The 18711-nt window shown below is 48.6% G+C and carries 12 protein-coding genes; 6 read left to right on the top strand and 6 right to left on the bottom strand.

Annotated features, from left to right (window positions below; translation table 11 throughout):
• Positions 1–59 precede the first annotated feature (59 nt).
• The gene (locus tag NQ542_RS01085; protein WP_005641197.1) at positions 60–1937 is read left to right on the top strand and encodes an LTA synthase family protein; all 1878 of its coding nucleotides are present in this window, start codon (positions 60–62) and stop codon (positions 1935–1937) included.
• A 76-nt stretch (positions 1938–2013) separates the two neighbouring features.
• On the opposite strand, the gene NQ542_RS01080 is transcribed toward NQ542_RS01085, so the two are convergent.
• The 3 genes from NQ542_RS01080 to NQ542_RS01070 are packed head-to-tail and all read right to left on the bottom strand — an operon-like array spanning position 2014 to position 6978.
• Positions 2014–2490, bottom strand: coding sequence for a toxin-antitoxin system YwqK family antitoxin (locus NQ542_RS01080; protein WP_005641198.1), 477 nt, complete (start codon positions 2488–2490; stop codon positions 2014–2016).
• A 4-nt stretch (positions 2491–2494) separates the two neighbouring features.
• Positions 2495–4135, bottom strand: a complete 1641-nt coding sequence (locus NQ542_RS01075) for an Ig-like domain-containing protein (protein WP_005641201.1) — start codon at positions 4133–4135, stop codon at positions 2495–2497.
• Between the two features lie 44 nt (positions 4136–4179).
• The gene (locus tag NQ542_RS01070) at positions 4180–6978 is read right to left on the bottom strand and encodes a TonB-dependent receptor (RefSeq protein WP_005641203.1); all 2799 of its coding nucleotides are present in this window, start codon (positions 6976–6978) and stop codon (positions 4180–4182) included.
• A 409-nt stretch (positions 6979–7387) separates the two neighbouring features.
• Between NQ542_RS01070 and NQ542_RS01065 the strand changes: the two genes are divergently transcribed.
• From NQ542_RS01065 to NQ542_RS01050, 4 genes are all read left to right on the top strand, one after another.
• The gene (locus tag NQ542_RS01065; RefSeq protein WP_005641206.1) at positions 7388–8563 is read left to right on the top strand and encodes an AraC family transcriptional regulator; all 1176 of its coding nucleotides are present in this window, start codon (positions 7388–7390) and stop codon (positions 8561–8563) included.
• Positions 8564–8753: 190 nt separating this feature from the next.
• A complete protein-coding gene (locus NQ542_RS01060) occupies positions 8754–9524 on the top strand; it encodes a DNA-binding domain-containing protein (protein WP_005641211.1) in 771 nt (256 codons plus the stop codon).
• 155 nt (positions 9525–9679) lie between these two features.
• The gene (locus NQ542_RS01055) at positions 9680–12661 is read left to right on the top strand and encodes an InlB B-repeat-containing protein (protein ID WP_005641215.1); all 2982 of its coding nucleotides are present in this window, start codon (positions 9680–9682) and stop codon (positions 12659–12661) included.
• Positions 12662–12854: 193 nt separating this feature from the next.
• Entirely contained in the window at positions 12855–14102 is a 1248-nt protein-coding gene (locus NQ542_RS01050) for a DUF3843 family protein (protein WP_005641217.1), read from the top strand.
• 32 nt (positions 14103–14134) lie between these two features.
• Here NQ542_RS01050 and NQ542_RS01045 read toward each other — a convergent pair whose 3' ends face one another.
• Together NQ542_RS01045 and NQ542_RS01040 are read right to left on the bottom strand one after the other, a co-directional pair.
• Positions 14135–15175, bottom strand: a complete 1041-nt coding sequence (locus NQ542_RS01045; protein ID WP_005641219.1) for a Gfo/Idh/MocA family protein — start codon at positions 15173–15175, stop codon at positions 14135–14137.
• A 6-nt stretch (positions 15176–15181) separates the two neighbouring features.
• Positions 15182–15895 carry a 2-phosphosulfolactate phosphatase gene (locus NQ542_RS01040; RefSeq protein WP_005641221.1) on the bottom strand — a complete coding sequence of 238 codons (714 nt, stop codon included), beginning with the start codon at positions 15893–15895 and terminating at the stop codon, positions 15182–15184.
• Between the two features lie 105 nt (positions 15896–16000).
• On the opposite strand from NQ542_RS01040, the gene NQ542_RS01035 reads away from it, so the two are divergent.
• Positions 16001–16594 carry a DUF4251 domain-containing protein gene (locus NQ542_RS01035; protein WP_005641225.1) on the top strand — a complete coding sequence of 198 codons (594 nt, stop codon included), beginning with the start codon at positions 16001–16003 and terminating at the stop codon, positions 16592–16594.
• Between the two features lie 79 nt (positions 16595–16673).
• Here the strand turns inward: NQ542_RS01035 and NQ542_RS01030 are convergent, their stop codons facing one another.
• Positions 16674–18659 (bottom strand): glucosamine-6-phosphate deaminase, encoded by a 1986-nt coding sequence (locus NQ542_RS01030; protein ID WP_005641227.1) that lies wholly within the window; start codon positions 18657–18659, stop codon positions 16674–16676.
• Positions 18660–18711: the final 52 nt, after the last annotated feature.

Genomic DNA, 18711 nt, shown 5'->3' with positions numbered 1-18711 from the left:
GAAAAACCAGATATGTGGATGACATATATCTGGTTCTTTCTCTGATACCTTCCCTGTATATGAAAAAAAGAATCCTCTTCCTCCTTACCCTATATTTCATGTGGTTACCATTATTGGCAATCCAGAAGCCTGTGTTTATGCTGTACCACCATGCCTTAGCGAGCGGATGCTCGCTAATCGATTACCTTAAGGTAATTACACACGGGTTACTATTGGACTGTACGATAGCCGGCTATCTGACAGCGTTACCTTTGCTGATGACGTTAGTTTCGGTATGGTTGCCGGGGTCTTTTTACAGGAAACTGCTGAAAGGATATTTCGGAATCATGGCGGTATTGATCGCAGCGATCTTTTCCGTGGATGTGGCTTTATACGGCTACTGGGGATTCAGGCTGGATGCGACTCTTTTCTTCTATCTTCAATCACCCGGCGATGCGATGGCAAGTGTACCGCTGGGGCAATTCTTTGCCCAATTGCTGATGTTCGCCGTATATGCTTTCGGGATATATTGGGTGTTGAAGAGGTTTATCGTTCCGCTCTTCCCTGAAACACTGGTGCGGAAACGGTTGGGCGGAAGCCTTATCATTATCCTGTCAGGAGGGATACTCTTCATTCCGATACGAGGAGGCGTAACGACTTCGACGGCGAACGTGGGGATGGTATATTTCAGCCAAAACCAATTCCTCAACCATTCGGCAATCAATCCTTGTTTCAGCCTGATCGCTTCACTTAGCAAGCAACAGGATTTTGCGGCACAGTTCAATTTTTTCCCGGAAGAGGAAAGGAAGGAGGTAATGGATACTTTGTCTCCGCACTCGATGCGGGGACGCAAAGGGACGAATCCCGCAGATGCAGATTTACAGCAAAAGCCTCTGCAATCCCTTCTCAATACCTCACGACCGAATATATTGATTATCCTGATGGAAAGTTTCTCGGCAAACGCGATCGGAGCGGTCGGCGGAGATTCCATCATCACGCCTAACCTGAACCGATTGAGTCGGGAAGGAGTACTTTTCACAAACATGTATGCCAATTCATTCCGGACAGACAGAGGAATCGTTTCGGTGTTAAACGGATATTTGGCACAGCCGACCACTTCCATCATGAAGTATCCGGCAAAAAGCCAAACACTCCCCTCTATCGCCAAAACTCTGACAAACGAAGGATATGTTGCCGACATGCTGTACGGAGGCGATATCAACTTTACCAATATGCAGAGTTATTTCTTCAGTTCCGGTTACAGCCGGATCACGGCAGACCGTGACTTTCCGCTCACCAGCCGCTTGAGTAAATGGGGAGCGAACGACGATATTACGTTCCGCCACCTGTACGAAGACATCAAAAACCGGGACAACCAAGCTCCCTGGCTCAGCACTTTCCTGACGTTAAGCAGCCATGAGCCGTTTGAAGTTCCCTACCACCGGTTGGACGAAATGGGGCTGTATCCGAACTCGGTTGCCTTCACGGACAGTTGTATCGGCAACTTCATAGACAAATTGAAAGAATTGCCTGTATGGAAAAATACGCTGGTTATTTTCGTTTCCGACCACGGATATCCTTATCCGAAAGATGTGGTCAACTATGAACCTCGCCGCTACCATATACCGATGCTTTGGATCGGCGGTGCGGTGAAAGAACCTGTCGTGATTGACAAATTAGCCAATCAGACGGATCTTGCCGCCACCCTATTGAACCAGTTAGGGATCGATCACGACACTTTCACTTTCAGCCGGAACATCCTAAGTCCCGATTATCCGGAATATGCATTCTATACTTATTCTAACGGATTCGGGTTTATCGACAGCACCGGTATATCCGTCTATGACAACGAAGGGAACAAACCTCTGATCGAAGCCCCCCGAAAAGGCAGTGACTTGCGACTCCGCAAAGGAAAGGCACTCCTGCAAACCTTGTATGACGATTTAGGGAACCGATAGCCTTTTTATTGCATTCTGCATAAGTTTTGCAGGAATACTGCAATGCCTACGCAGAATGCAATGGTGATCCCCACGCTTACTCCTCTTGCTTCTCTTCCGTCAACAGCTTGCCATCATCATCCCAAGTACGCCAAATGCCGCTTTTCCTTCCTTTAGCATAAAACATTTCGAAACGAAGAATGCCTTTATCGTTCCACACCCGCCAAGGTCCGTCTTTTTGCCCATCTTTATAGGAAGCAATACCGGTCAGTTGCCCGGCTTCGTTATAAGTACGCCATTCTCCATGAAAAATGCCGTGATAGTAAGAACGGACTTCCGCAATCTTGCCATCAGGATAGTAAATCACATAAGTTCCTTCGGGACGGCCGTCTTTGAGGAAAAGCTCCATCTTCAACATACCATCATCGTAAAACTCGGTATAGCGGCCAGTGTAAGGAGTTGTTTGAGACTCGTCCGTATAATACTGGCCTTCACTAAGGAACAAGTCCTGCGCCTGGATTGCCAGGGCAGAACTTGCCAATAATGTTGATGTCAATAATAATCTCTTTATCATCTTTTTAATATTCAGTGTTCTGAGGATCCCAGTTTGTCCAACCGGCTGTCCAATCGTTTGTTCCATCAAAAGCTCCTTTGTAAGTTACTTTTTCAAAAAAGCTGTTATTCAAGACTTCATCAACAAATTCGGCTCCTTGTACGGCAGAAGCAACGACAGAAGAATAGTCACCGTCTTTTGAAATAATTTCGTTGGTGGTTGCCAAAGTAGTATTGTTACCAGCGCGGTTGAAGAAGTTCTCGCTTACCTTTTCGTCATCGTAGAAGTTCTTCCACATACCGGCAAAGATTACATTCTTAACGGCGATACCATCATTTGCCGTACCTTTCTTATCCGTTGCACGAAGTCCGTAAGGCCATCCCGTGAATACGGAGTTGTAGACATTCAAACTCGAATTACGGCGCAGATGCATGGCAGCCTGGAATTTACCTCCTTTGGCTCCATTAGCGGCATCGGCTGTCTTTGCTTCAACCTCGGCTTGTGTCATATCAGAAACCTTTCCATAGAACGGACCGATCAAAGTCACGTTGGAGAAGACAGGCTTCGTAAGCGGGGTATTGGAAGAACCACTTGCATCATTATCGGATTCGAAGCCGTTAGAGTCGGAAGTATCAGCGATGTCCTTGTCACGCACACTCAACAGAAACTGCAAGTTACCCGTATAGCCGTAATCGGTATCGAAATCATCGTCCCAACCTTTGTAAGCAACCAAATGCTTAGCATTGACCGTTCCACCGAACCATTCATACGAATCGTCATTAGAATAAGACACCTGTACGAACTCCACTTCCGTACCACTACCGACACCACCGAATGTCAGACCGTTGATCTCCTTGTCGGGTTCCAAAGGATAGCCAGCAAATTCAATACGGACATATTTCAACTTACCAGAGCTTTCTCCATTAAATTCATCGGAGGTCGTGTTACCATATTCCGTTCCGGGTCCACCCTCGATAACCGGTCTTTTTGTCTGGTTTACACGAGCATTACCGCAGATAATCAAACCTCCCCAGTCTCCCGTCGCACGCTTGCCCGGTTCTTTATCGGAAGTAAAGACGATCGGTTTGTCAACCGTACCTTCAGCCATGATCTTCGCACCCGGTTCGATAATCAAAGAGGCAGCCTTTTCACCGGAAGAAACAGATATACCCTTGATGACCGTTCCAGCTTCAATTGTCAACGTAACACCCGGTTTTACATAGACAAAGCCTTTCATATAGTTCTTATCAGCAGCATTCAGCGTAAGATCGGAAGTTATCTCTCCCTCCAAGATCACTTCTTTGGAAGACGGAGCCTCATTAGAAACAGTCACAGCACAAGTTGCCGTCTTATTGCCATCTTTTGTCGTAGCGGTGATCGTAGCAGTACCCTCGGTAACCCCTGTCACCTTACCGGCATCTACTGTTGCCACCTTTTCATCGGAGGAACTCCATGTTATCGTTTTATCCGTTGCATCGTCCGGAGTAATGGTGGCAGACAATGTCACGGACTCGCCAACCTTGACAGTTGCAGTCGTAGGACTTACGGCAACAGCCGATACAGCTATAGAGCCATCAGGCTTGTCATCATCACTACAAGATACAGTTCCAAACATAACGGCCAACGCACATACAGAGGCCAAACCTTTCAATAGAAATCTGTTCATAATAAAAACATTTTGTTTGTAATAGAGATATATTCTAATTCACTTTAAAACTTGAGGGAAACACCGACATTAATATCCACTCCCGGACGGTAGCTGCGTACCAACTGTTCACGTTCACGCTTGCCGCCGTTCTTGTCCGTCAACTTCACGAACTGTTTGTATTCGATTTTAGAGTTCAGCATATCCTGAATCCCAGCTTTGATCTCAACAGCTTTGCCGATCTTCTTCGAAAAAGTCAAATCCAGGGAATTACGAGGCATCTCATATATGTCGGGAATATCTTCATTCTGGTCCTGCATCGGGACACCGACCGACTCGATGCGCTTCCCGATACGGTTGTAAAGTAGCGAAGCGGAGATTCCCTTGTCATCGTGCTGATAAAACAGACCGGCATTCACCAGATAAGGAGATTGACCCGCCAATGGCCGGTCACGTTCAGGCGCTCCTTCCTCAAAGCGGACACGGCTATGGATATAGGCGGCATTACAGACCAAGCTCAACCCTCTTAATCCGATAAAGTCAAGGCTTTTCTTCATATCCAACTCAATGCCGAACGTCTCGGCATTCTTCGCATTGTGATAGGTATATTGTAAACCGGAACCCGCCTCGTTATAGGTTTCCTCGATCGGATCCTTGAACCGTTTGTAGAATGCACCGACTGTTATCATCTCGCCGGATGCCGGATAGAATTCATAACGCACCTCCAGATTGTCCGCATAAGCATTCTTCAATTCGGTATTACCGACTATATTCGCATCCCGCTCGAAATTAAAATACACATATGGTACTACCTCACGGAACTCCGGCCGGTTGACCGAACGGCCGTAAGCAGCACGCACAAGGTGTTTCGCAGACAGGTTGTAAGAGATATTGACGGAAGGAAAAAAATCGCTCGTCCGGTTATCCAAGTGAACAGGAGTCGTACCGTCTGAACTGTAACCATCCATTTTAAGGTTATAATATTCCATACGGACACCGATATTGGCATTCAGCGCCTCCCCGTAGTTCAACTTGGCAGAGACATAAGCGGCTCCCAAGATATTTTCGGAAGTATAGGAGTCGCTGTTCGTCGTCGTCTCACGCATCCATATCCTGTCTGCCGAAATGTTCTCATCACAGAACAGCCCCGTATAATCCCAATCGGCATACCGGTCATACCCTTTACCTAACAGATTGTAACCGAATCGGCGAGCATCGAACGTACGACTCTTATATTCTCCATAGACACCACCGTCAAGAACAGGGGCGAACTTGTCGGAGACAGTGAACTTATGTTCATAATTGGCAGCGAGCGAAACACCGTGATCCTTCAAGTCCTGGTAATAGCGCATCGGATCGGAGACGTAATAATTCGGTAAGTCCGTCTTCGTCTCGTCGAGGATGGAATTGACGATCTTGCGGTCCGGTTCCCGATAGGCAGCAAAAGCATAGCCGGCAGTCCAGTCCACTTTGTTGATATCCTCCTGTAACGTATGCGTGCCGTCAAGCTGCCCTGAATAGGTCGTACGTCCGGTATAAAGGGATTCCCACTTGCGGATCGCCTTGTCAGAATAATAGTTCATCCCTTCCCTCTGTGTCAGGGCGGAAACACCACGCTGGCTAAAAAAGTTACGAAACTCGTATTTATGATCGCCTTTCATAAACGACCAGTTGAACAAGGCTCCTAACTTGGAGGTATTCTTATAGCGGACATCGTTGTACTCAAAGCGCGGACGTGAGAGATCGTTCGCCACATCATAGGCGATATAGTTATTATTCACCGTCTCCGAATAATCGTAACCGGTACTCCAGTTCACATTCGCAATATTCCCGATCTTCCAGTCGCCTGCATCGAAGGAGCGGTGTGAAGTGAGCGAAATCTTTTGGTCCGGAATAGCCGTGAACCTGTTGATTCCCCACCTCTGGTTGATCCGCCGTGTAAAGGCAGCGGCTTCCTCTGTCGAATAATCCCCTAAATGAGAAGGGAAAGAAGAGGGCAAACTCCGCACCCCGGCCCCAAATCCGAGATAGTCCTTCCAACTCCCGTCCGTCAGCTGGAAACTCCGGAAAGTAGCATTCGTATTAAATCCCATCTGGTAAGATACGTTGAAGGTATTCCCGTCCGGTATATTCTTGGTCATCACTTGCACGAAACCACCGGAGAAATCGGCCGGCAGCTCGGCAGACGGACTCTTATAGACCATCATATTGTCGATCAGCGAAGAAGGAAGCACATCGAACGAGAATGCCCGGCTGTCCGTCTCGCTCGAAGGAGTGGTCGCCTCGTTCAGCCATACATTATTATATCGTTGCGCCAGCCCCCGGACCACCACAAAACGGTCATCCACGATCGTAAGCCCCGGAATACGGCGCAACACCTCGGCGGCATCACTGTCCTGTGTCTTGCCGATCTGTTGGGCTGAAATACCGCTTACGACCGGCAGGCTTTTCCGTACCGTATTGATAATGGCGGTTTCCGTTCCCAACTTTCGTTGTGCCACGACCACCACATTCTGAAGTTGCAGGTCGGCATCGGACAGTTCGATTCTCAGCACCGACTCCTGATGGGCTTTCACCACGACATCACGAATGGTTTCCGATTTATAAGAGACATAAGAAGCGACAATCGTATATTTTCCCGGTTTGACATTCTCTATACGGAAGTTTCCCTCCACGTCGGCAATGGCCCCCACCGTAGTCCCTTCGATCACGACCGAAGCACCGATCAACGCATCTTTGAATTTGGCATCCGACACCGTTCCGCAAATAACGCCTGTCTGCGCCCAGGCAGACAACGAAAGAAAACTCCCCAACAACAAAAGAAAGAACCTCTTCACATTGCCTGTTTCACACTTGTTTCCCATTCCTTATTACTTGTTACATTTATTTGCCGGCAAAAGTAGAAGGGACGTATTGCAAGAAGATGTAAACAGAATTACATTGTAAAAACGATTATTACAATCCGTTGACAACAAAAAGAAAGCAACCATTTGACAAAGCGACCACCCATAGCAGATTTTACGAGAAAAAAGACTGCTAAGAAACTATTTATAGTATCTTTGGAAACAATTAAATAAACAATATACGATGAACTAGGTCATGCGCAAACTCCCAATCGGAATACAAACCAGCCTCCACAGGTTCGGCAAAAGAAGCCTCATCCCCTACCAAAGTGACAGACGTGACATCGTCAAAGTCTGCATGGAATTTGCCGAAGAACAGAATATCACAAGATGGCTATGTGAATAACAAAACTATCACAACGACCGCAGAATGGACATACACACTTTATACATCATCGCTTATGCCACCAGCACCACTTCCTGCCTGGGCAGTTGCGCCATCCTGCTGTTCTTGAACTACGGCAATATCGAGACAAACCCTGTTTACCTGAAGGCACGGCGGATCCTCGCATTTGCGACCTTCCTCGTGGCCATCGGTCTCCTCATCTCGCTTACCACCAGAAAATGGCAACCCGTCGGATGGGACATCGCCTCGTTTCCCGTCACCCTGATCGCCTCCTCGCAAACCCTGCTGTTCACATTCTCACTGATCCTGCTGTTCAACGAACAGTATGCCACCCGGCAGCGGATCCTGCTGCACGCAACTCCTTCCCTCCTCTTCACCCTGGCCTACGCCGGAGCATGCCTGATCTGGAAAGACCACCCCGTCTATGCTTACTCGGAATGGAAGTCACTGGTCACGAATCCGCCTTCCCTGATCCGCACGCTCTATCTGCTTGCCTACATCATCCAGTCAGGCATCTATGCAAAACTATTCCTGCACGAACGACATACTTACCTCTCCCTCTTGGGAGGAGTGAAGACAGAAGACAGGTGGCTCAAACTCGGACAGGTGACAAGCGCGTTCTTCCTTGCCTCAGGCATCGGCCTTTGTACGCTGAGCCTCGCCTTGAATCCTCACCTGCCTCACGAAATCACCGTGACCTTCCTATTCACCGTTTTCTATTTCGCCTTCGGAATCTTCTACGCAAACTTCAGTTCCACCTATCGGGATGTCCGAACCCGCATCCGTGAACAGAACTCAGCCTTTTCTCCTCCCGCCGGAGCGGACATGGAAGAATTGATCTGCTACCTCCAACCGGATGACGACAACAACCGTCTCTTCAAGGACATAGAAGCCTATTTTCAGAAAGAGCAGCCCTATCTGGACCCTGACTTTAGGATATCCGACCTGCCCAGGACCATCGGTGCAAACCCACACAAGCTCTCGACCGCTGTCGGCCGTGCCACCGGGCTGACGGTCCAAGACTACGTACTCCGCCTCCGCATCGGCCACTCCGCAGACCTGCTGCTACTGCCCGAAAACGCCGAGCGCACGATCGAAGACATCGCTTTCTCGTCCGGTTTCCAGTCTACAAGCACCTACAACCGGAATTTCCTGAAACTGATGAAAACAACCCCTTCCCGGTTCCGGAGCCGCACATGACAGGAATACCCCCGCCCTCCCGAGAGGAACACCCCTGTCCGCCCGACGGACAAAACTACATCATACTCATCATTGCTGATTTCGGGCACAACTTTACGGATTTTGGGCATCCTTTCTGCCCTTCTCTCCCCATCTTTGCCTCCAAACGGTTAACGCCCGGCCAACCACCGGGCACTTAAACATTGGAATCATGACCAACGAAGAAGAACAGATCACTCTCAACATCGATCTCTACGACAACATCATGACGGAGAAGGAAGGCGACTACACCGGCCGCCCTCGTATCACCGGCACTCTGTACAACAAACAGATAGCCGCCCGTATCGTGAAAGCAGGTACGGAGTACAAACAGGAAAGCATCGAGTATATCCTCGATCGTGCCGACAAAGCGAAAGTAGAAGCCATCGCCGAAGGTAAGAGCGTAATAGACGGCGTCGGGCAATACCTCGTCACCGCACGCGGCTCGTTTATCGGTGAAAACGCGCAGTTCGATCCTGTCAAACATTCCTTAGGCGTTTCCTACACGCCCGGTCAGCTTCTGCGCAGCCAGCTGAAAAAAACCAAAGTCGTCTGCAATGGCACAGCCCAAACAGGTCCGGTCATCAATTCCATCACCGACAGCACGACCGGCAGCGTCAACGAGATCATCACCTCGGCAGGCCCCGTCGTGATCAGTTGCAGCAATGCCAAAGTGATAGGCGACGACCCGTCTGTCGGCGTCTTCCTGACCAAGGACGAAGAGGGTGCAGCTCCGATGAAATGCCCGGTCATCATCCGCAACGCCCCATCCGAACTCACCGTCATGCTCCCCGCCATCGAAACAAAGGTTCTGTACACGCTGAGCGTGACAACACAATACAGCAGCAGCAACAAGATGCTGAAAAACCCGCGCACCTACCGCTTCCCCATCCTCTTGAGCGACGGGAAAAGCAATGACGAGGAACGCCCCGGCGAACTCTGACAACGATGGAGACGTTTCCTTCGAGCCAAGGGAGAGACTCCCTCGCCTCGAAGGAAACATCTCCACTACCTCCAAGTGAATCTCTCCCTTGCATCCAAAGGAGGCATTCATCAAATTGGATGCTTTTTTCATAACACCTAAATAACTACATACACATGAATAGAGATTTAAATATTAAAAGTACAATACGCCAGATTCTTGGCGTATTGATTAGTATCATGATACTAATGCCATTTACGGTATCCTCTCAAACCGTCACAACCACCATTGACTGCGCAAACGCTACAACAGACATAAACGGCAACGGATATCGTTGGGACCTCAGCAACAAGATACTGGCTCTTGACGGAATAGACCTAAGGACAAGTCAGATGATGGGCATAGAGCTTCCTCCCAATTCAACAATCACGCTACAAGGAGACAATTACATCGAAGGAGCAAGCAGGGCCATCCTCTTCAATATCGGTTCCACAGAGCAAGACCCAGGCGGAACCCTGACTATAAAGGGAGACGGGACCTTAACCCTGAACAGCACGAACACCCCCAGCGCCATTTTTAACGCAGGTACGAGCACGATCAAGAACAAAGCCATACTTGTGATAGAAAGCTCGACCGTCATCACAAACGGCCTGTCGGTAGGAGGCAATGCCAAAGACGAAAACGGAGAGTGGGGAAAAACGGGTGAAACAATCCTCAGGAACAATGCATGGTTGGATATCACTTGGGAAAAAACGACCAATCCTTCCGGTTTACCTCTCTACAACCACAACATAAAGGTGGAAAATTCCGTTCTGTTCTACAACTACCGGAACACCGGGACATTAGGATATTATGGTGAAGTATACGGAGACGTGACGCTGTCAGGAGACTGCACCATCAAGAACGGACAGACGCTTTTCATCCCGACAGGCTGCTCGCTCACCGTAAACGGAACACTGGATAATCAAGGAACCATATATAGCAAAGGCGCACTGACCGCAAACCAGATAACAGGAAACACGGTGACCAAAGACAAGGTTGACCTCAACGGGACAAGTTACAAAACATGGGCGGAGGCAACAGCTGCACTCGCAGGTTCCGAAGAACCGATCAATATCATCACTCTGTTAGACGACGAAACAGCTACAAGCACACCTCCAAAACCCTGTATCATAACAGGCGACGGAAAAACGTTGACATATGCCGGCGACCTCGAACTGCAAGCCGCCCTTACCTTCAAAAGCATCAAACTGAACATGAGCACCATTTATGCCAACGGCCACGATTTGACATTCGACGAGTCTGTCGATTGCCGCCCGTCGACATACACCAACAACGGCAACACCCTGACCGGCATACGTAACATCTGGGGAGGAACTAAAGACAACAATACGATCGACAAAACCAATATCGTAATCAAAAGCGGACAATTCGGCTGGATCTACGGCGGCGGCAATGCCGGTAACATCACAGGGACAACCAAGGTGACCATATCGGGCGGAACCGTGAACAACTCTGTTTTCGGTGGAAGCCATGCCGCAGGAAGCACAGTCGGCAATACCGAGTTGAACATTACCGGAGGAACTCTAAACCATATCTACGGAGGTGGCTGGAACGGGGACGTCACCGGTACAGCCACGACGAATATCTCTGGCGAAAACACGGTTGTCAGCGGCTTTATCATCGGCAACACGGAAGGAACCGGCACGGCAGGCAACACGGATGTGACACTTGACACATCCGCAGATAATCCCATCCAGGAAGTACACGGAGCTGGTATTAACTACAATAATACAGTACACGGGAAAGTTTCGGGAAATGTCAATCTCACCGTTCTGGACGGCAGAATCACCGGGAGCCTGATCGGTTGCTCCTCAGCTGTCGAGGGGAAGATCAACATAAACGTGAAAGGAGGAGAGGTCAAAAGAATAAGTGGCATCGACTATTCCTTGTCTGCAGATTCACCAACTCCCACTTACAGCGGAATAATCCAGATCACCATAGAAAAAGGCCATACCACCATCGGACAAATAGACAGCAACAATAACCACAAAACACATGTAACCTACAGAAACTGCGGAACAGCCGACACTCCCTATCTGATTTCCGAACTGCGCTCCATCGATAAAGTCATCCTGGAAAACTCTTTTATCAAAGAAAAGGACCGGACATCGGCATTCAGGCTCGACATGGGGAACGGAGAGACTATGGAAATAGAAGGGACCGGACTGACCGGAGATTTCCATCTGGTCAATTTGAACGGAAAAGCATCGGATAATCAGTCGATTATCACGGCTTCCGAACTGTCGGGTACATACAGTTTCACCCATAAGGCCGACAATAAGATGCTCTATAAAGCCGGTTTCAACTACCGCTATCCGGGTGACGCCACATTGTGTGCCATCACCCTTCCGACAACGGTCGAGAACGGCACGCTAGCTCTCAAAGGCACGATCGGAGCCGACCAGGGAGAAACCCTCTTTGAAAACGGTGACCAGGTCCCAGCAGGCACACCGATGACTATAATCGCCACTCCTTCACCAGGATATAGTATCAAAAGCTTCTCTGTAAGACAGGGTAATAACAATGTGACGGTTGATACAGATGGCAGCTTTACTGCTCCCGACGGTGATTTTACAGTCGCTGCCGAGTTTAAGAGGATATATACTCCGCCGGCAGCCACCTACTACACCGTCACTCTCCCCTCCGTAGAAGGTGCGACACTCAGCAAGCAGGCAGGTGACCATACGGTCGAGGAAGGATACAGTTTCACCTTCGCCATCACCTTGGATGAAAACTATAGTGAGTCCATCCCTATTGTCACCACCGATCGCGGCGAGACGATCATACCGGACACGAATGGCAGATACAAGATCAACAACGTGGCTGAAGACATTGTCGTCTCTATCTCCGGCATCGTGAAGAATCTTCCAACAAGTATCAAAAGTATCGAAACAGACACGAAGATATGGACCGCCGACGGCACGATCTTCATCCACACCTCTTCCCCGCAGCAGGTACAGGTGGTAAACCTCGCCGGAAGCACTCTCTTCTACCGCAACATTCCGGTAGGCGACACACGGCTCAATGGATTGGCAGCAGGAGTCTACATTGTACACCTCTCAAGAGAAATGCCACGGAAAATAATCGTACGCTAACCCTGTTTATTATATGCAAACTGAGGGCGATCGCGAACCGCCCCCACATAAAAATCCCCCTCTCTGCACACAGCCGGGAGGGGGATTCACGAACAGTTCAAAGACGAGGTGCTGCCGGACAATAAATTGTAAAATATTTGTTACATTTGTGACCTTAAAATTATTGCTCGATTGGGCACAAATAATCTATAGTATGAAGAACATTAAAATCTATCCGAAAGATTGGTTGCAGTTGCACCCTTATAAACAGTCAGATCCGACAGATTCCTATTATACCAATATTGCAAACCGTATTTACGGCATGTTGGAAGAAACACGTCTTGCCTATTCTTTTGAGAAGGACGAGGTCAAACAGATCAGTATACGCATGGCTGCCTATTTCGAAGATGTGATTTCCGGTCTGAATATCTGGCGCTCATTCATCACGGAACACAAAGCCTTATACGGTAAATTCCTGCCGTTTTATACACCTGACGATCACTATTATGATGACGAGGTCAACTACGAAGATATCCGGTTCTTGCTTTGGCATTACACACAGCAGTATCACGGGTTTCACAAAGGCACATTCGTCAGTCCCGACAATGCGGCAAACGGCGACACAGCCAAACTGATCTACCAGATGTTCTGTGACGAATGGACAACTGCACCGGAGAACGAACGGCTGCAACAGCTCTTTGCCCCGGAAACCCGCTATGAGGATGTCGACAAATATAACGAGTTGCTTCACTGGTTTCATTACCAATGTTACCTGTTTACCGATTCACACCAGGAACTGACAGATACAGTTAAGGAATATTGGGAACAAACGAAAGAGAAAGACGAGCAGTTCATCATGACCGCCTACGAGGCTCTGGCACATATTTCCAAAAGTGCATTTTTGGCTTACACGGCTCCCAAATGGCTTTCGCTGATCTTTCCGGCAGACCATCCGGATCACAGCTTGTTCGTTGAAGAAGGTGAAAAGTCACAGGCATTCAAAGAACCGGTGTCCGAAGAGAGCAAGAAAATGCTGACCGAGCACTTTGAGAAATTCACGGCAGCGGCAGAAGGAAAAGCACTCCTTTATTTCCAAAACAAGCGTGAATTCCTCGACTTCCTGACGAAGATCGGCATCGAGACGGAAGGAGCGACAGGCGATACCGCCTCCCGGAAATTTGCCGTTTATGCCACTCCGTCAGAAGGTTTGCAAGTCCTGGCCGATGGTGTTGAGTATATCAAAGACGAAAACAATCCTTTCTACAATCAGAAAAAGGCGGAAAACCAAGGTTTGTCCTTCTTCATGATCCGGAAATGCAGCCCGTATCTGCTGAGAATATTGGAAGAAAAAGGCATGTTAGCCGATGCGCAAGCGAAGAGCCTGGCCGGTGAAGAACGTAGCAAAGCGATCGTTCACGAGAACTGGGAGTTCCTGATGCGGTATTTCCTTCGGGAATATTGATTGTTACTTTTCTCTTGGGAGAAAAGTAACAATCAATATCGATCAGCCGGATACCGGATTCCCAACTGCCTGCGCACCTCATCGATGATCTCCAACGTGATCAGGGAGTGTTCGTGGCTGTTGATTCCAGACTGGCGTTTGCCGGACAGAACCAGATCGATAAACTCCGCCACCTCATAATAATATTCATCCTTGTCCGTCACGACGCTTATATCCTGAGCTTCGGCAGAGGGACCTCTACCGGAAGCGGCCGCCAGACGGGGAGTATATTTTACCTCTCCGATTATATTGATCCGGTCGAGCGTTATGTTTCCCTCTTCTCCCTGTATCTCTGTCGGCAAGGATGAATTGGCTATCTTGGAATAGAGAACGGTCGCATTCATCCCTTCGTATTCGAAATTGACGGCTCCCTGTCCGTCCGCACTGGATGAAAGAACGATTCCTGAAGCATCTATCTTTTTCGGACGTCCGAACAAAACGACCATCGGATAGACAGTATAAATCCCGATATCCATCATCGCCCCGTTCGACAATTCCGGCCTGAATGCGTTCAGCACAACTCCCTCCTTGAACTTATCATAGCGGGAAGAATACTGACAATAGCAGGAAAAATAACGCCGTATCGTTCCCAAGCGTCCTAAGTTTTCCCGCACAGACCGGAAATTCGGGGTAAGGGTCGGTTTCATCGCCTCCATCAGCGTAACGTCATATTTTGCAGAGGCTGCGATCATCTCTCTCACCTCCCACGCATTCGAAGCGAAAGGTTTCTCACAGAGTACATGCTTTCCATGCTTCATGCACAAGATACTCTGTTCCGCATGAAGGAAATTAGGCGATGCGATATACACGGCATCGATCAACGGGCTTTTTGCCATCTCTTCCAAAGAGGTAAAAGTATAAGGTATCTGATGTTTGGCGGCAAAGGCATCCGCCGTCTCCTGCTTACGGGAATAAACAGCAACCAGTTCAAAACGGTCATCCTGCCGCGCTCCGGCAATCACCCAGTCGGTTATAAAGTTGGTTCCGACTACTCCAAAACGTACTTTTCCACCATGTTCTTCCATATATTCCATTCCTTATCAGCGTAATATTAATGTATCTCCTTCTATCGAAAGTTCGGGAACCTTGTCCGTAATACTCAAAGTCAGGCAATAGGGAACAGCATCTTCGAGATGGTTCGCTTTCAAGCGTCCCATATGATCCGTCGTATCCAGATAGGCAAGCAGGTTCGCCTTGTTGCCCGTCCACATATCCCGGGCAATCACGGCAGCATCGCTGCCCGCCTCATACAAACCGGTATTCAGTAACGCATCCGTCAAAGCTCCTCCAAAAAGCGTATCTTCTATATTCACCTTATCCTGCCAGCCGGAACAGAGCACGACCACATCCCGCTTATGGCAGACACAGTAACCGGCCACCGCCTGCAGATTGATGAAAGCTCCCGTTATGACCCGGAAAGCGGATTTGGCGATCGTGATCGCACGTGTACCGTTGGTCGTGGTGAACACAATATCTTTCCCGGAAACCTTTTCCGCCGTATAATCAAACGGGGAATTTCCGAAATCGGCAAAACCACATCGCTTCACATTCCGTTCCGCTCCGACCAGCCAGCCTTTTGCCTTATATGCCTCAGCCTCTTCAACGGTAGCGACCGGACGGATACTGCGCACTCCGTTACTAAAAGCGGCGGCCATCGTCGTCGTTGCCCGAAACACATCCACGACCACCACGATAGCTTCCGGATTATGATAGACCGGATATAATGCCGGTGAAAAACAAACATCTATTTTCATATCAAACGATTATTATACCTGCAAAAATACGGGAGATTTTAAACATTTCCCCTATCTGCTTGTTCTTTTATTACATTTTTGAATAAACGTTTTAAACTAAGTCGTATGAAAAGAATTGTATCTATGATGGTGATCTTCACCCTTCTGTTGGGTGGCATGACACATGTGCAGGCTCAGACAAGTAAAGCCGCAGAAAAAGCTGAAAAAAAGCAGGAAAGAAAAGAGAAAAAAGAAGAAAGGTTAGCTAAGGACGCCGTTATGGGCGAAGAAGCATTCAACAATGCCATGCAGGCTATCACAAACCGGTCGTTCGTGCTCGAAGCCAACTCCGTACAACCGTTGAACGGACGTGTTTACTATGTAAACTCAAACACTAACTTCGTTTCGTTGAATGACGGACAGGCCATGGTTCAGATCGCATCCAACTCTCCTTACCCCGGTCCTAACGGATTAGGCGGCATCACCGTACAAGGCTCGGCATCCAATGTACAGGTCAAACAAGAAAACAACGGAAACGTGTATCTGTCCATGAGCGTACAAGGTATCTTTATCTCTGCAACCGTAAACCTGGTATTATACAGCGGGACCAATAATGCAATGGTTACCGTAGACCCGAACTTCTCAGGAAACAACCTGACAATGAACGGAACATTGCTTCCCTATTCAGACTCCAACGTTTTCCAGGGAACCACTTACTAATTCATATATATATTAAACAACAAGGAAGGGCGGACCGATGATCGGTCCGCCCTCTCTTTTTTATAACAATCCGGTTTACTTATCGAACCGGAACATATTGTACGAATGCTTCCATCGCTTCATAAGATGCAAGGCCTAACTGATGATACAGTTCGGCAGTAGCACGGTTACGGTCTTCGGCACGCTGCCAGAACAAACGTTCGTCGTCTCCAAGGAACGGTGCACTTTCAGCCTGAGACTGGTGTTTCAGGATCGCGTTTCTCTTATGCCGCAATTCTTCGGGAGAGATAGGAACAGCCATTTCCACATGGTCCATTTCCCATTCGGCCCAAGCCCCGCGGTACATCCAGATGCGGCAGTTCTTCAGCCATTCTTCATCCTTCAGCTCGTCGATAGCTGCCAGAACGGCATTCAGACATACACGATGAGTTCCATGTGGATCGGCAAGGTCACCGGCTACAAACATCTCATCAGGTTTCACATCCGTCAGCAACTTCTTCACGATGGCAATATCCGCTTCGCTCAAGTCGTTCTTCTTCACCAGCCCTGTTTCATAGAAAGGCAAGTCGAGGAAGTGGATATGATCGTCACTCTTGATCCCGCTGTAACGGGCACCGGCACGGGCTTCTTCCCGGCGGATCGTGCCTTTCATAAAGAGGACATCACGTTTTTCAGCTTCACCTTCCACCTTTTCATAACGGAGGAAATGGATGATTTCTTCGGCTTTCTTCTTAACCGTTTCGTCTTCCGTATATTTGGCACAAACGTCGCGCAGATATTCGCAATAGCGGATTACCTCTTCATCCCCTACGGCAATATTGCCGGAAGTTTCGTAAGCGACATGTACATCGTGATGCTGTTCACACAAACGATGGAATGTACCGCCCATCGAAATTACATCGTCATCCGGATGCGGACTGAAGATAATCACTTTCTTCGGATACGGAGTTGCACGTTCGGGACGGTTTGAATCGTCGGCATTCGGCTTGCCGCCCGGCCATCCGGTAATCGTGTGCTGGATATCGTTGAATACCCGGATATTCACATTATAGGCCGAACCGTACAGGGCGAGCAGCTCACCCAGGCCGTTTTCGCTATAATCCTTGTTTGTCAGTTTCAAGATCGGTTTGCCTGTCAACTGGCACAACCAAACGATTGCGCGACGGATCAGCTTGTTATCCCACTCGCAATTGGTAACCAGCCAAGGATGACTGATACGTGTCAGATCATACGCGGCAGACAGATCGACTACGACTTTCGCATTCGTATGATTCTGGAGGTAAGAAGAGGGAACAGCGTCACTCACTTTGCCTTCCACCGTTTTGGCGATGATCTTCGCCTTATCTTCACCCCACGCCATCAGGATCACATTACGGGCTTTCATCATGGTAGCGATCCCCATCGTGATGACTCCCGCAGGCACATTGTCCAGTGACGGGAACGTACGGGAAGCTTCCTTACGGGCAGTTCCTTCCAACAGAACCAGACGGGTACGCGAACTCAGCGTCGCACCTACACCGTTAAACATAATGTTGCTCGCATGTCCCACACCTAACAGGATATAATCCAAACCGCCTGCCTTCTGGATGTTTTCTTCGTACATCCGGCAGAAATCGATGATGGCATCTTTCGGCATACATCCATCGGGAGCATAAACATTCTCAGGGGTAATATCGATATGGTCCAGCAAAGCCTCTTTCAGCTGTGCCACGTTGCCGGCGGAAGGAGAGACAAGCGGGAAGAATTCATATTCAACAAAGACAACCACGTTGCGGAAGCTCAGTTGTTCTTCCTTATGCATACGGATCAATTCTTTATATACGCTCAGCGGAGAACGGCCTCCGGGAATAGCCATCACAAAGTTTTCACCGATTTCCTGTTTCTTGCGAATCTGGTCTGCTATCTCCTTAGCGATGGCAAACGAACCTTCATCGGCCGATTCGTAGATGTTTGTCGGGATCTTTTCCAGACGGGTCAAAACTGAATGCTCAAAAGCATTCTCCGGGCGATAATACCGCTGCGGTATTCGCGTCAGGGTAATCTGCGAACTAAGGTCTGTTTTCATGTTTAATTCTCGATTTAGTATATTATATCATAACTTGAATCACAAATATACT

Source organism: Parabacteroides merdae ATCC 43184, from assembly GCF_025151215.1.
In the GTDB taxonomy this organism is placed as follows: Bacteria; Bacteroidota; Bacteroidia; order Bacteroidales; family Tannerellaceae; genus Parabacteroides; species Parabacteroides merdae.
Note: the sequence above shows the minus strand (reverse complement) of the source record. Positions and strands in the feature narration are given on the sequence as shown.